Source organism: Telluria sp. ZT3P25 (assembly GCF_059685895.1).
In genome coordinates this window covers 508,195-522,693 of the sequence record NZ_JCASIJ010000002.1, presented here as the reverse complement: position 1 = coordinate 522,693, position 14,499 = coordinate 508,195, and the positions used below count along the sequence as shown (strand labels likewise).

Genomic DNA, 14,499 nt, shown 5'->3' with positions numbered 1-14,499 from the left:
CGCCTTGTCCACACCGTGATTCGACGTTACAGTCAGCCGTTGTCATCTTCACTGGATTGTCCATGAGTTCTCCCGATCTGATCCTCGACGCACTGCGCATGCGCCTGCGCGCCGCCGGCATCACGTATAAAACGCTGTCCGAGCGCATTGGCGTGAGCGAATCAAGCGTCAAGCGCATGTTCGGGCAAAAGGATATGGCGCTGTCGCGCCTGGCGGAGATTTGCCAGGCCACCGGCATCGGTCTGGAAGACCTGCTGCGCGGGGCAATCGAGGCGCGGCCCCAGCTCGATGCGCTGAGCCTGACGCAGGAGCGCTCCATCGTTGCCAACCCGCGCCTGCTGCTGATGGCGATCTGCTGCCTGGGCCACTGGAGCATCGAACAGATCATCGAGACCTACGACCTGACCGAGGCCGAATGCATCACGCTGCTGGCCGAGCTCGACCGGCTAGGGCTGATTGAACTGAAACCGCTGAACCGCTATCTGCTGCGGGTGTCGAATGCATTCCGCTGGCTGCCGGATGGCCCGGTGCAGCATTTCTTCCGCGAGAACGTGGTGAACGATTACTTCTCGGGCCGCTTCGACGGTGCGGGTGAAGCGCTGCTGTGCCTGCCGGCGCGGCTGTCACCGGCCAGTGCGCTCGAACTGTCACTGAAGATCGATCAATTGGCGGCAGAACTGGCGCGGCTGCACCGCAACGACCGGCGCCTGCCAGCCGACGAGCGCAAGGGGCATACGCTGCTGCTGGGCTTCAGGTCGTGGGAGCTGGCGGCGTTTACGGCATTGCGGCGCTAAGCGGCTACTGCTGATCCTCCGGCACGCTGCCGACACGCCAACGCTTACATCACCGGCCGCTCGCCATTCATCGGCTGCGCATTCTGCGGCATCTGCGGCTGGCCTTGCTGGCCCGGGTTGTCCTGCTCCGGCGGCGGATCGCGGGGCTGGCCCTGCATTCCCTGTGGATTGGCATTCGGCGGTGCGCTCTGCATCATCGGCGGTGCGTTGACCACGCCCGGCGCCATTTGCGGCTCCATCATCGGCTGCTGCGGCATCGCGCGCGGCACCGGCTGGCTGATCGCACTCGACTGGCCGGCATCGGGCGCCAGTTCGACGCGCTTCATGACGCCGCTATCGGACAACATCACATAACGCCGATGCACTTCGGCCACCACGACGCCGGGCGCGATCTCGCGGCCGATGCGTACCGCTTTTGGCGGCGACCCGTCGGCCACCAGGATCACGGCGCTGTTGGCGCCGGCCGAGACCACACCGGTCAACTGGAAACTGGAAATCGCGACCGTCGGCTGACCGCCGAACAGCGTGGCTGCGGCTTCGGGACTCGGTGCCGGCTGGGTCGCCAGCGGCGCTGCGGCCAGCGGGCGCTGCTCGGGCTTGTACAGCTGCAGGATCCAATAGGCGCCAGAAGCGGCCAGCACGAGCAGGGCCAGCAGGGTCAAAAGAAGGGGCAAACGCTTGTTCATGGTGTCTTTCGCATCTGGGTCATTGGCATCGCTGCGCGATTGTCTTATTGCACCAGCTGGTTGATTTCGATGATCGGCATCAGGACGGCCAGCACGATCAGCAACACGACCAGGCCCATCGCCAGGATCAGCACCGGCTCGAGCAGGCCGGCGATGGTCAGCGTGCGGCGTTCGAGATCGGCTTGCTGCGAATTGGCGGCCCGCTCGAGCATGGCCGGCAGTTCGCCGGTGATCTCGCCGGCGCGGATCATGTGCACGAGCATCGGTGGAAACAGCTTTTGCGCCGACAGCGCGCGCGCCAGGCTGACGCCTTCGCGCACGCTGGCCGTGGCCTGCTCGACCAGTTCGGCCATCGCCACGTTCGACAGCGTTTCGCGGCTGGTGTCGAGCGCGCGCAGGATCGGCACGCCCGAGCCGGTCGTAATGGCCAGCGTGCTGGCAAAGCGCGCCGTGTTCAGGCTGCGCTCGAACTTGCCGTAGATGGGCGCGGTCAGCAGCCACGTGTGCCAGCGGCGCTTGAGCACGGGATTGCGCAGCGCGCGCCGCCACAGCCAGAACGCGCCGGCAATCAGGATGCCGACATAAATCCCATACGCGCGCACGAAGTCGGACACGGCCAGCATGACGACCGTGAGAAACGGCAGCTTTTGCTTGGTATTGGCAAACACCGACACGATCTGCGGCACCACGTAGGTCAGCAGGAAAATCACGATCGCGAACGCGACGACGGTGACGATCGCCGGGTACGTGAATGCCAGGCGCACCTTTTGCACGAGGGCGTTGCGGCGCTCGATGTAGTCGGCCAGGCGCGAGAGCACGCGCGACAGTTGGCCGATCTGCTCGCCCGAGCCGACCAGTGCCCGATAAATCTCGGCGAAGTCGCGCGGGTGGTGCGTCAGGGCGGTGGAAAAGGCCGAGCCGCCGATGACTTCGGCGCGGATCGACGCGACCAGGTCGCGCACGTACGGGCGCTCGGCTTGTTCAAGCAGGGCGGTAAAGGCTTGCTCGAGCGGCAGGCCGGCTTCCAGCAGGCTGGCCAGCTGGCGCGTGAACAGCGCCAGCTCGTTTTGCGACAGGCGCTCGCCGATACCGCGCGAGCGTGCCACGCCGGCGGCGTCGAGTTGGGCCGCAATGGCTTCGACGCTCAGCGGCGTCAGGCCCTGCGTGCGCAGGTCGGCACGCGCGGCGCGCGGACTGTCGGCGTTGACCACGCCCTTGCGCGTGGCGCCCGCGTTGTCGACCGCCTCGTAACGAAATGCCGGCATCGGTTAGTCCTTGGTCACGCGCACGATTTCGGCCCGTGTGGTGGTGCCGTCGAGCAGCCAGCGTTCGCCGTCTTCGCGCATGGTCTTCATGCCCACGCCCAGCGCCGCGACACGGATGTCGGCTTCGGACGCACGGTTGTGGATCTGGGCGCGGATCTGGTCGGTGGTCTCGAGCAGCTCGTAGACGCCGACGCGGCCGTGGTAGCCGGTGTGGCCGCAGCGCTCGCAACCAACCGCGTGCCAGGTGGTGCCATCGAAGGTCTTGCACTGCGAGCAGAGCTTACGCACGAGGCGCTGGGCCATCACGCCCAGCAGCGACGACGACAGCAGGAACGGTTCGATGCCCATGTCGAGCAGGCGCGTTACGGCCGAGGCCGCATCGTTGGTGTGCAGCGTGGCCAGCACCAGGTGACCCGTCAGCGATGCCTGAACGGCGATCTGCGCCGTTTCCAGGTCGCGGATCTCGCCGATCATGATGATGTCAGGATCTTGCCGCAGGATGGCGCGCAGCGCTTTTGCGAACGTCATGTCGATGCGGGCATTGACCTGGGTCTGGCCGACGCCGTTCAGGTCGTACTCGATCGGGTCTTCGACCGTCATGATGTTGGCGGTGGCCGCGTTCAGGCGCGACAGCGCCGCGTACAGCGTCGTGGTCTTGCCCGAGCCGGTCGGGCCCGTGACCAGCACGATGCCGTGCGGCTGGTTGATCAGGCGGTCGAACTGCGGCAGCAGGTCGCTGGCCATGCCCAGGTGCGACAGGTCGAGGCGTCCTGCCTCTTTATCGAGCAGACGCAGCACGGCGCGTTCGCCGTGGCCGGTCGGCAGCGTCGAGACGCGCACGTCGACCGGTTTGCCACCCACGCGCAGCGTGATGCGGCCATCCTGCGGCAGGCGTTTTTCGGCGATGTCGAGCTGCGACATGATCTTGATACGCGAGATCAGCGACGCGTGGATGGCCTTTTTGGGCCGCACGATATCGCGCAGCGCGCCGTCGATGCGAAAGCGCACGACCGACGTCTGCTCGAACGGCTCGATGTGGATATCGGATGCGCCTTCGCGCAGCGATTGCGTCAGCAGCGCGTTGATCATGCGGATCACGGGCGCGTCGTCGGACGATTCGAGCAGGTCTTCGATCGCGGGGACGTCCTGCAGCAGCTTGGTCAGGTCGAGGTCGGCATCAAACTCATCAACGACCTGTGACGCGTCGTTGCCGCCGCCGGCATAGGCGCCGGCGATGACGGTGTCGAGTTCGTCCTTGTCCATCCGGCGCAGCTGGATGCGGCCGAAGCGGCGCGACACCTCGGCGATGGCGGCCGGCGCGGTCGCACTGGAGACCAGCACTTCGACGCTCTGGCCCGGCTCGCCAGTGCCGCGCGCCAGGACGACGTGGTCACGGGCGAACGCGTAGGGCAAGAGATTGGTCATGTGATTACTCCCGGTTCGGTGGCGTCACCGGGCGAAATTGCGAGGCAGGCACGGCGGTGCGCGGTGCGGTTTCTGCCGCATTGCTTGCCGGGTTCGCCGAGCTTGAACGCGAGGCGCCCGGACGATTGGCCGCGCCATCGTTCGATGCGCCCGGCGCGGCGTTGGCCGGCGGCGGCGCCTGGACCGGCACGGTGGCCATGCTGCCACCTGTCGGCGGCTGACCGCCCACCAGTGGAGGCAGCAGCGGCGCACCCAGGTCACGCAGCAGCGGCGACGTTTCTGGGCGGCCAGCAGCGCCAGCGGCGCGCATGAATTCGTAGCGGTCCATCGCGATCGAATTCGATGCATCCTTGCTGCGCACCACGACCGGACGCAGGAACACCATCAGGTTGGTCTTGTTGCGCGTGCGGGTGCGGTATTTGAACAGGTTGCCCAGCACCGGGATGTCGCCCAGGCCGCGCACTTTTTCTTCGCCGTCGCCTTCGGTGTCTTCGATCAGGCCGCCCAGCACGATGATCTGGCCATCGTCGGCCAGCACATTGCTTTCGATGGCGCGCACATTGGTCGTCAGGCCCGAGGCCAGGTTGCGGGTGGACGCATCGACGCTCGAATTCTCGTGGTAGATGGCCATCTTGATGGTGCCGCCTTCCGAGATCTGCGGGCGCACCTTGAGCAGCAGGCCGACGTCTTGCCGCTCGACGGTCTGGAACGGGTTGCCGCTGTTGTTGCCCGACGTGGTGTACGAACCGGTGATGATCGGCACGTTCTGGCCGACCTTGATGGTGGCCAGTTCGTTGTCGAGCGTGATCAGGTTTGGCGTCGACAGGATGTTGGCATTGCCATCGTTTTCCAGTGCGCGGGCCACGGCGCCCAGGCCCAGCTCGCCGCCGATCTGGCGGAACAGGCCGAAGGTCAGGCCCGACGGCACGCTCGGCGTGGTCGTGGCGCTTGTCCCCTGGCTGGCGGCCAGCGCCAGGTTGACGATGCTGCTGCTCGAGCCGCCGCCCGTGTAGTTCTGCAAGCCGCCAAAGCGGTATTTGCTGTCGGAGTCGCCCGTCGCGCCAACCCACTGCACGCCGAATTCGGAAGCCTTGTTGGACGTGACTTCGACCACCAGCGCTTCGATATACACCTGGGCGCGGCGCACGTCGAGCTGGTCGATGACCGAGCGCAGGTTACGGTAGACGGCATCCGGCGCAGTGATGATCAGGCTGTTGGTCGACGCATCGGCCTGGATGAAGCCGGAGCCCTGTCCGCCGCCGGCGCCGCCCGCATTGGCGGTGAGCTGGCTTTGCTGGCCGAACGTGTTGCCTGTGCCGCCCATCCCGGTACTGCTCTGCTGGCCTTGCTGGCCACCCAGCCCGCCTGCGCCGCTGCCGCCCTGCCCGCTGCCGGTGCCCGACGTGATCGAGCTGCCCGACGTGCCCTGCTGCTGCACCGGCACGGCCGAGGCATCTTGCGAGACGACGGCGCGCAGCGTTTGCGCGACGCGGCTGGCGTCGGCGTTTTTCAGGTAGACGACGTGGATATTGCCGCGGCTGGAGCTTTCTTGATCCAGGCGCGCGATCAGGCTCTTGGCCAGGTTGGCACGGGCCTGCGACGGCGCGCGCACGATGACCGCATTGGTGCGCGGATCGGCCAGCACCGTGACGCGGCCCGAGTCGCCGCCGGCAGCCGGTTCCATCAGGCGCGTGACGAGTTGCGCGATATCGCTGGCGATGGCATTGCGGATCGGGATCACGTCAAGATCGGCCGCCACCGGCGCGTCGAGCGCGGCGATGATGCGCGCCAGGCGGCGCAGGTTGTCGGCGTAATCGGTCACGACCAGGGTGTTGTTGCCCGGGTTGGCCATGATCGAGTTGTTCGGCGAAATCAGCGGCCGCAGCACGGCAGTGAGGTTGGCGGCCGATTCGTACGACAGGTAGAACACCTGCGTGGCGATCTGGTCGCCGGTGGCCTTGCTCGAGCGCACGCCGCCTACTTGCGTGGGTGACGATTGCAGCTTGGCTTCGGCCTCGGGCACCACCTTGGCGTAACCGTCGCCGCTGGTGACCACCGCGAAGCCCTGCAGGCGCAGGGTCGACGTCAGCAGGCCAAAGGCTTCGCTCTTGCTGAGCGACTTTTCGGACACCAGCGTCAGCGTGCCCTTCACGCGCGGGTCGATGATGAAGGTCATGCCGGTGTAGTGGCCGATCGCCTTGATCACCGATTCGATGTCGGCATTCACGAAGCTGAGCGCTGCGGCGTTCGCAGTCTCTTGCGCGGAGGCCGACAATGGCAGGGCCAGGGTCGTGACGACGGCAGAAGCGGCGCAGCACAGCATGGCGCCGGCGGCAAGACGGCGCAGGGCCGGAAGTTCAAGGTGCGCGAAGGTGGTGTGGTCTGTTTTCTTCATTATCTGAACTCGAGTGCGATTACGTTTTTGCCGTTCACCATCCGGCGCTGTCCCAGCAGATTCAACATGGTTCCCAGAGTGTCTTCATAGCCATCGGCGGCCGCTGCCTGGCCTGAAAAGCGCAGGCGGCCGTTCTGCAATGTACCTGCACCCGACAGCAGCAGGGCGCCGCGCACGGTACGCAGCGTCAGATCGGCCTGCGGTCCGCGCCAGTCCATGATCATTTCGTAGCTGCCCAGCGGCTTGATGGGCGACATGCGCGAACCCATGTCGCTCATCGACAGCGTGGTGCGACCCTGCAGCGTCACGATGTTTTGCTGGCGCAGCAGGTCAAGCGTATTCCAGGAAAGCCGGATGCGGCCAGTGGGCGCGAGCGTATTGAGCGGGGCGCCCAGGCCGACCAGCCCCTCGGCTGGCAGCAGGAGTTCACCGGCATTGACCTGCCACTGCGACCAGCTGCCCTGCACGCGCACCGGATTGGCCAGCGCCTGCGGATTCTCGAGCGTCATGTTCACGTTGCCCAGCACCACCAGTGGCGACAGGGTCCAGGCAAAACGGCCTGGCAGCAATGGCGTAACCGCACCACCCTCACCCGGCGCGCCGCCAATAAAGGCCGAGCCGCGCCAAAGCGTACCCTGCGCATCCCCCAGCGTCAATCGACCGCCGGTCTGGCGTTCGACCATGGGGCCAAGCCAGGCCGCCGGCAGGAATGCCAGCACTGTGATTACCACGGCCAGCGCCACGAGCAAGCCCCACGTCAGCGCCCGCCTCATGCAGCCGGCTCGGTGCTTTGACGCAGCGTGAGCGTGGCATCGACCTGGCCAAGAGCATCCTTGGCGGTAAATTGCGCGTCCTGCACCAGCAGGCGGCTGTCGCGGCGTTGCGCGTCGAGCCAGGCCATCAGGTTGGCGAACGAGACGCCATTGAGTTGTACCTTGGTGTACTCGCCACTGACCGACAGCGACGCGGGATTCAGGCCGCTGGCGGTCATGCTGGCGGCCAGCGCCTCGCGCGTGACGGGTGCGACGGCCGGCGCCGGCTGGGCCGCAACAGCGCGCGCTTCGGCCGCCAGCGCATCGAGCTGCGCAGCTTGCTGGCGCAGCTCGGGCAGTGCGCGGCGCAATTGTTCGCGGCCGGTCAGCGCTGGTTCGAGCAGCACCAGGTACAGCAGCGTCAGTGCCACCACGCCGCCGCCGACGAGCAGGAACTTGCGTTCTTGCGCAGTGCGCGCGCTCCAGTAGCCGCCCACGCGTTCGCGCAGGCCGCTCAGTTTGCCGATGGCGCTCATGGCTTGGCTCCTGTGCTGCGGATCAGCCAGGTGGTCGCGTCGGGCGACTCCAGGCTGAGGTTACGTGACGACAGGGACGCGCGGAGCTGGTCGGCCATGCCGGGGTTGGTGGACTCTGGTTTGACGCGCACGGTGAGGGTCCGTTCGCGGTAATCGATTGATGCAATCGCAGGCGGCACGCCCAGCGTGCGTGTCGCTTCGCCGAAGGCGGCGGCCATCCAGTTGAACTCGTTACCGGCCACCTGGCCGCTGCCGGCCCTGGCGCGGTCGATGTTCTGGCGCATTTGCACGACCGGATCGATGGCCGGCTGGTTCGGGTACACCGAGCGGAACGTTTGGCTCATCTGCAGGCGCACGGCATCGGCTTCGCGCTTCAGGCCCAGCCATTCGATATTCAGGCCGATCAGGTTGATCGCCACGGCTGCCAGCGCCAGGCGGATCGGCCAGCGCCAGCGGCGCCAGTCGCGCTGCGCGACGCCGGCCGTGCCCAGGCCCGGCACCAGGTCGAGCACGGGGCCGGTGCTGCCCTTGGCACCGGCAATCCAGTGCGCCCAGTCATCGCTTTCCAGCGTGATGCCGGGACCGGCTTCGGCCACCAATGCATTGTATTCACCCAGCTGTTCACGGTCGACGTACAGCACCAGCGGCGCATCGCCCGACAGCGCGCGCGCCGTTTGCAGCGCCATCACCGGGCTGCCGTCGAGCGCCAGGCCCAGGCCGTCATATTGGCTTTGGCGCAGGATCAGTTCGCCGTTGCCGACGGCGGCGCTGACGCTGCCCGGATGCAGCGGCAGGCACAATTGCTCAGGGATGGCGGCGATCTGGCGCGCACCGAGCGCGAGCAGTGCCCGCACGAGCGGCTCGAGCCAGGCTTGCTGCACCACGGCCACGGGCCGGCGGCCATCGGGCTGCACGGGACCGGCCACCAGCACGCAATCGAGCGGGTCGCCCAGGATATGTTCTTCGACGAGCGCCGGCAGTGCCGCGCGCAGGCGGGCGCCAGCCAGTGGCGGCGCTTGCACGGACAGCAGCGTGACGTCGCTGGCGGCCAGCACCAGCACCACGCGCCGGCTGGCGGCAACCACGTCGCCCAGATTGCGCAGCACGCCCTCGCCCTGCTGGCCGATGGCGCCGTTGTCGCCGACCAGCGCGAAGCGGCACAGGGCGCCTTCGCCCTGGCTGCGTGCCGGATGCCGGATATAAAGAGTACTCAAACTGTCTCGCTTTCTTCTCAGTTCTGGCGGGTCCAGATCACGTTCACACTACCGGAATTGACCAGATTGCCGCCGACTCGCACCAGCGATTCGGCATCCAATGCGGCGCGGTCGAGCCGGATCCGGCTCTGGACCAGGAAATACGTGCTTTTGACGGTGATCTTCGGCTGGCTCTCGGCCGGCATATTCGGCAACGACGCCTTGAAGATACCCACGTCAGCCCACGGCACCCGCTGGCGTTGCGCGACGATCGAATTCGCTTCGGCCATCGAACTTCCTGGCAACACGGCAGCCAGTACCTCAGGCGCGGCAGTATTCACATTGACTTCCGTATTCGACGCCGGCAGCACGATGACAAACGGACGCAGCCGCTCGACCGCTTCGGGCTTGAGACCTGGCACCATCAATAAATCGTCGACCCGCTCCAGCCGCATTGGCGCTCCCGTGCGCGGCTTCTGGGCCACCGGGGGTGTACCTTCTGGGGGCGGCTCGGCGACCAGAGGCTGACCGGCAGCAACGAACTCGGCAATCGGCTGCGCCAGCCGCGCTTCGAGGCGCAGATTGGTGAGCAGCCTGCGCATGACGTCGATCTCTGCCTTGTCAGGCGTGCCACCCTTGGCCAGATTGTTCAGATTGTAGCGCGCCGTGGCGTCCAGAACCTGCCCCGACAGCGACGCATCGAAGTTTTCGCCCTGGATCCGCTCACGCTCGATGTACTGGTCGAGCCGGGTTTCGGCCAGCGGCGTGGCCCAGACCTGATCAAGCGATGTGTAGTTGCTATTGTTATTGACACGCAAAATGACGCTGGCCCAGTCGAGCGCGCCGCGCTGGATCCACTTGGTCTGCGACTGCAGGCGCTGGTTTTCCATCGAGCGCACCTGCACCTGCTGCTGCCAGAACAGACTGGCAACAATCGAAATGGCCAGCGTGGTCAGCAGCATGGCGGTCACGACGGCGACGCCCCGCTGGCGTGTGAGGTGTGGATGCATCAGGTGCCTCCCAGCAGGAGTGCCTTGACCATCGGCTGGGCCAAGCCCTGCACGGTCAGCGCCACCTGCACGCCGGTCGGATCCTGCGCGTTTTTGACGTTGAGCTCGTTACCGGCGGGATCCGGCGTCCCGCCGCCCACAGCGGTCGGCTCATTGCGCCAGGCATTGTTCTGCCAGCCCTGCACCTGCATGCCGACCACGCCGACCTGCAGCACGACGGACGGCGCATTCTCGGCCGCTGCATCGGACGTGATCGCCTGCCACAATTGCTCGATCTGGATCAGATCGCGCGTGCCGGGCGACTCGCGCCGCACCAATTTTCCTTCGACGACGCGGTAACTCACCACTTGCAGGCGCGACGGTTCATTCTCGACAAACACCTTGCGCACGAGGACCAGACGGTCGGTATCCCACAGCAGCGCGGGACGCCCGGCCATGATGTCGTTGCCGGCCGCGTGCTCGCAATCGTTTTCCATCTGGGCAAAGGCCAGCTGCATGCCGCGTGTGGTTTCCATGTCGGCAGTCAGCGCCACGCGCGCACGGACGATGCCGTCCAGGCCGCGCCAGCCGAGCACGGCCACCATGGCGAGGATGGCAATCGCCACCAGCAGCTCGACCAGGGTAAAGCCTGCAGGGCGCTGCCTGCTGCTCGGGATCCGCGTCATACCGGGGAAGGCCTCAGAACCAGTTGGATCAGTTTGACAATGCGGCGACCGGGTTTGTCGACGTCAAATACCGAGACTTCGATCCTGCGCAATAGCGGGTTCGGGCTGGTCAGGACTTCTTCTTCGCACATCAGGTTCAGGCCGCCTTGCGGGCACGGGAAGCTGCGCTTGCCCACTTCGGGGAACTCGCGCCCCAGGCGGATCTGCACGAGCCGGTTCTCGGCCGACCAGGTTGCCATCATCGACGCGCGCAAGCCCTGGCTGTTGGAGGTCAGGCTACCGACCGCGCGCAGGCCGGCGGCCAGCGCGGTGCCGACGATGACGAGCGCCACCAGTACTTCGAGCAGCGTGAAACCGGCAGCAGGTCGGGAAACTGGGCGCATGGTGGCGGGGGATGTCATTCGACAGTGAAGTGGCCAACGCCGTCGGCGCGGATCGCGACCGTGTTGGCACCCTTGGCCATTGTCAGCACGAATGGCCGGTCGACCGGCTCGCGGCCGAACGTGATGCGCAGCATGTCGGGGTTGCCGGTGCCGGTCGGTTCCAGAATCAATTGCAGGGGTGAATTCTTGAATTCACGCTCGCGCAGCAGGTCGTCGCGCGTGACCGGCTCCCAGCCGGCGTCGCCGCGTACCATGAAACGGTAGCGGTCGCCATTGGCCTCGAACGCAACCAGGCGGTTGCGCACGATCGCTTCATCGCGGGCCAGTTGCAGCAGCAGCGCCAGGCGCTGCGCTTCTTTATCGAGATCCTGGCGCGGACTCGGGATGGCGTTGAGCGTGGCCATGCCCAGCGTGAGGCCGATGATGACCATCACGACCAGCAGCTCCACCAGGGTGAAGCCGCGTGTGCGCGCTGCGCGCATGGCCGGCATGGCGATGACTTAGTCCCAGGAACCGACGTCGGTGTCTTCGCCAGTACCGCCCGGCTGCCCGTCAGCGCCGTACGAGAACACGTCCACCTCGCCCTTGACGCCCGGCGACAGGTATTGGTAGGCGTTACCCCATGGGTCTTTTGGCAGCTTCTCGATATAGCCGCCTTCTTTCCAGCCATTGGCCGACGGGCCCGAGGTTGGCTTGGTGGTCAGTGCGACCAGGCCCTGCTCGGTGGTCGGATAGCGCTGGTTGTCGAGCTTGTAGAGCTTGAGCGCCTGCATCATCGTGGCGATGTCGACCTTGGCAGCCGTGACGCGCGATTCACCCGTACGGCCCAGCAGCTTGGGCACGACCAGCGCGCCAAGGATGCCAATGATGACCACGACAACCATGATCTCGACCAGGGTAAAACCGCGTGCACGACCTGTGCTGCGCGTGTTGCGCTGAGTACGTTGAAAATTCATAAGCTCTGTGTGATGACAAGGGAATCGATTGAACCGGCACAGTATAAGCCCGAAATATGACAAGCGTACCGGTGAAAAGTACGCAATTGTATGTCACGTTCACCTGCACGCCACGTTTCGCGGCGCCCGTTAAGACACCACTAATCAACAGTGTTGCCGCTCTCACCATGGCGCGCCGCACACACCGGACACGCCGGGTTGCGCGCCACGCCGATGGCGGTCCATTCCATATACTTACCGTCGAGCATCAAGAGACGACCGACCAACGGTTCGCCGATGGCCATGATGAGTTTCATCGCCTCGGCAGCCTGAACTGCGCCGACGACGCCGACCAGCGGCGCGAACACGCCCATCGTGCTGCATGCCACATCTTCGAAGCCAGTGTCTTCGGGGAACAGGCAGGCGTAGCACGGCGCGGTCGGCTGGCGCGCGTCGAATACGGCCAGCTGGCCGTCGAAGCGGATCACGGCGCCCGACACGAGCGGCGTGCCGGCTGCCACGCAGGCGCGGTTGACGGCGTGGCGGGTGGCGAAGTTGTCGCTGCAATCGAGTACGACCGTGGCAGCGCGCGCGAGTTCCAGCAGCCGCTCGGGACCGGCGCGTTCGCGCAAGGCTGTGACCTCGATCTCGGGGTTGATGGCCAATAGCGCAGCGCGGCCGGACTCGACTTTCGGCTCACCGATGCGCCCGGTCGTGTGCATGACCTGACGCTGCAGGTTGGTCAGGTCGACCGTGTCGTCATCGACCAGCGTGATGTGGCCGATGCCGCCCGAGGCCAGGTACAGCGCCGCAGGCGAACCCAGGCCACCAGCGCCGATGATGACGACGTGCGCATCCAGCAGGCGTTGCTGGCCTTCGATGCCGATGTCATCGAGCAGGATGTGGCGCGAGTAGCGCAGGAGTTGGTTGTCGTTCATGGGGAAAGCGTGGTGGGGGACGTTATCCCCCACCAGACGTTACTTTTTGGCTGGCGCATGCAGCTCGGGCGGTTTGTTCTCCGCGCCCGGCAATGGCGCCGGCGCCGGTTTTTCTTCGACCGGCTCGCCCTTTGCCAGCATCACCTTCAGGCCCTTGAAGTGATTGATGGCCTGGGCCAGCTGGAAATCGTCCTTGCTGCCGAACTCGAGCGGCTTGCGGTCTTTCAGCAGCGCCAGCGCGCGCTGTTGCTGGGCCAGGTTTGCTGCCTGGTCCTTGCCAGCGGCTGCAGGCTGCTCGCCTTCAGCCACCAGATGGCGCTGCAGATCCGATTCGCGCACGCGCAGCGCGTTGAGCAGGTCGCCGTCCGCCGTTTCGTCCACCCGCAGATCGGGCTGCACGCCGGTGGCCTGGATCGGCCGCCCTTTCGGTGTGTAATAGCGCGCCGTGGTCAGCTTGATCGCCGTATCGGGCGACAACTGGCGCAGCGTCTGCACCGAGCCCTTGCCGAACGTGCGGCTGCCCATCACGATCGCACGCTGGTAATCCTGCAGCGCGCCGGCGACGATTTCCGAAGCCGATGCCGAGCCGCCATTGACCAGCACCACCATCGGCACGGTCTTGAGCCCGGCCGGCAACCCGGCCAGCGGGTCGCCGCGCTGGGCATAGAATTCGCGCCGGCCGTAGAACGACTGGTTCGAATCGGGCAATTGCCCCTTGGTGCTGACGATGACCTGATCGGCCTTGGGCAGGAACGCCGCCGTGACGCCAATGGCGCCCGGCAGCAGGCCGCCCGGATCGTTGCGCAGGTCGAGTACCAAACCTTTGATGTCCGGTTGTTCGGCGTACAGTTCTTTGGTCTTTTTGGCCAGCTCGTCGAGAGTGTTTTCCTGGAACTGGCTGATGCGCAGCCAGGCGTAGCCGGGCTCGACCACCTTGGCCTTGACGCTGACGACCTTGATTTCGCGGCGGTCCAGCGGCACGACCCACGGCTTGTCGTCGCCAGGCCGGGCGATGGTCAGCGTGACCTTGCTGCCGACCTTGCCGCGCATGCGCTTGATGGCGTCGTCGGACGACATATTGCGCACCGGGACATTGTCGATCCGGGTGATCAGGTCGCCCGACTTGATGCCGGCCCTGAACGCGGGCGTGTCCTCGATCGGCGAGACGACCTTGATATAGCCGTCCTCATTCGAGATTTCAACGCCCACGCCGACGAACTTGCCCTGCACCGCTTCGCGCATGTCGCGAAACGCTTTCTGGTCGAGGTAGACAGAGTGCGGGTCGAGCGACGCCACCATGCCGCCGATGGCTTCGGTGAGCAATTTCCTGTCTTCGACCGGCTCGACGTAGTCAGTCTTGATCAGGCCATACACATCGGCCAGCTGGCGCAGCTCGTCCAGTGGCAGCGACGTGGCCGTGCCGGTTTTTTGTGCATAAGCGGACAACTGAAACGATGCCGCCACGCCCAATACCATGCCCACGCCGACCAGCCCGAACCCTTTTGCTTTCATGCCCATGTGT

15 protein-coding genes are annotated in these 14,499 nt (G+C 65.8%); 1 reads left to right on the top strand and 14 read right to left on the bottom strand.

Going from position 1 to position 14,499, the window contains the following annotated elements:
- The first annotated feature begins 62 nt into the window (after positions 1-62).
- Entirely contained in the window at positions 63-794 is a 732-nt protein-coding gene (locus AC56LY_RS20940) for a helix-turn-helix domain-containing protein (RefSeq protein WP_499582861.1), read from the top strand.
- Positions 795-838: 44 nt separating this feature from the next.
- Here AC56LY_RS20940 and AC56LY_RS20935 read toward each other — a convergent pair whose 3' ends face one another.
- The 14 genes from AC56LY_RS20935 to AC56LY_RS20870 all read right to left on the bottom strand — a co-directional run bounded on the left by AC56LY_RS20935 (position 839) and on the right by AC56LY_RS20870 (position 14,495).
- Complete coding sequence (locus AC56LY_RS20935; protein ID WP_499582859.1) at positions 839-1,480, bottom strand: hypothetical protein; 642 nt, start codon at positions 1,478-1,480, stop codon at positions 839-841.
- A 44-nt stretch (positions 1,481-1,524) separates the two neighbouring features.
- Positions 1,525-2,745, bottom strand: a complete 1,221-nt coding sequence (gene gspF / locus AC56LY_RS20930; RefSeq protein ID WP_499582857.1) for a type II secretion system inner membrane protein GspF — start codon at positions 2,743-2,745, stop codon at positions 1,525-1,527.
- Between the two features lie 3 nt (positions 2,746-2,748).
- The gene (gene gspE / locus AC56LY_RS20925) at positions 2,749-4,170 is read right to left on the bottom strand and encodes a type II secretion system ATPase GspE (protein ID WP_183554549.1); all 1,422 of its coding nucleotides are present in this window, start codon (positions 4,168-4,170) and stop codon (positions 2,749-2,751) included.
- 4 nt (positions 4,171-4,174) lie between these two features.
- The gene (gspD, locus tag AC56LY_RS20920) at positions 4,175-6,565 is read right to left on the bottom strand and encodes a type II secretion system secretin GspD (protein ID WP_499582854.1); all 2,391 of its coding nucleotides are present in this window, start codon (positions 6,563-6,565) and stop codon (positions 4,175-4,177) included.
- A complete protein-coding gene (gspN, locus tag AC56LY_RS20915; RefSeq protein WP_499582852.1) occupies positions 6,565-7,338 on the bottom strand; it encodes a type II secretion system protein N in 774 nt (257 codons plus the stop codon). The genes gspD and gspN overlap by 1 nt, the downstream gene beginning before the upstream one ends.
- Positions 7,335-7,853 carry a type II secretion system protein M gene (locus tag AC56LY_RS20910; RefSeq protein ID WP_183554555.1) on the bottom strand — a complete coding sequence of 173 codons (519 nt, stop codon included), beginning with the start codon at positions 7,851-7,853 and terminating at the stop codon, positions 7,335-7,337. The genes gspN and AC56LY_RS20910 overlap by 4 nt, the downstream gene beginning before the upstream one ends.
- Positions 7,850-9,067, bottom strand: a complete 1,218-nt coding sequence (gene gspL, locus AC56LY_RS20905) for a type II secretion system protein GspL (protein ID WP_499582850.1) — start codon at positions 9,065-9,067, stop codon at positions 7,850-7,852. The genes AC56LY_RS20910 and gspL overlap by 4 nt, the downstream gene beginning before the upstream one ends.
- A gap of 17 nt (positions 9,068-9,084) precedes the next feature.
- Positions 9,085-10,056, bottom strand: coding sequence for a type II secretion system minor pseudopilin GspK (gspK, locus tag AC56LY_RS20900; protein ID WP_499582848.1), 972 nt, complete (start codon positions 10,054-10,056; stop codon positions 9,085-9,087).
- On the bottom strand, positions 10,056-10,721 hold the full coding sequence (locus tag AC56LY_RS20895; protein ID WP_499582846.1) for a PulJ/GspJ family protein: 666 nt from the start codon (positions 10,719-10,721) through the stop codon (positions 10,056-10,058). The genes gspK and AC56LY_RS20895 overlap by 1 nt, the downstream gene beginning before the upstream one ends.
- The gene (gene gspI / locus AC56LY_RS20890) at positions 10,718-11,104 is read right to left on the bottom strand and encodes a type II secretion system minor pseudopilin GspI (protein WP_183554564.1); all 387 of its coding nucleotides are present in this window, start codon (positions 11,102-11,104) and stop codon (positions 10,718-10,720) included. Before gspI ends, AC56LY_RS20895 begins: the two co-directional genes overlap by 4 nt.
- Before the next feature lie 14 nt (positions 11,105-11,118).
- Positions 11,119-11,595 (bottom strand): type II secretion system minor pseudopilin GspH, encoded by a 477-nt coding sequence (gspH, locus tag AC56LY_RS20885; protein WP_499582844.1) that lies wholly within the window; start codon positions 11,593-11,595, stop codon positions 11,119-11,121.
- A 9-nt stretch (positions 11,596-11,604) separates the two neighbouring features.
- Positions 11,605-12,060 (bottom strand): type II secretion system major pseudopilin GspG, encoded by a 456-nt coding sequence (gene gspG, locus AC56LY_RS20880; protein ID WP_183554567.1) that lies wholly within the window; start codon positions 12,058-12,060, stop codon positions 11,605-11,607.
- Between the two features lie 140 nt (positions 12,061-12,200).
- Entirely contained in the window at positions 12,201-12,977 is a 777-nt protein-coding gene (locus AC56LY_RS20875) for a HesA/MoeB/ThiF family protein (protein ID WP_499582842.1), read from the bottom strand.
- Between the two features lie 39 nt (positions 12,978-13,016).
- Entirely contained in the window at positions 13,017-14,495 is a 1,479-nt protein-coding gene (locus tag AC56LY_RS20870; protein ID WP_499582840.1) for a S41 family peptidase, read from the bottom strand.
- Between the last annotated feature and the right edge of the window lie 4 nt (positions 14,496-14,499).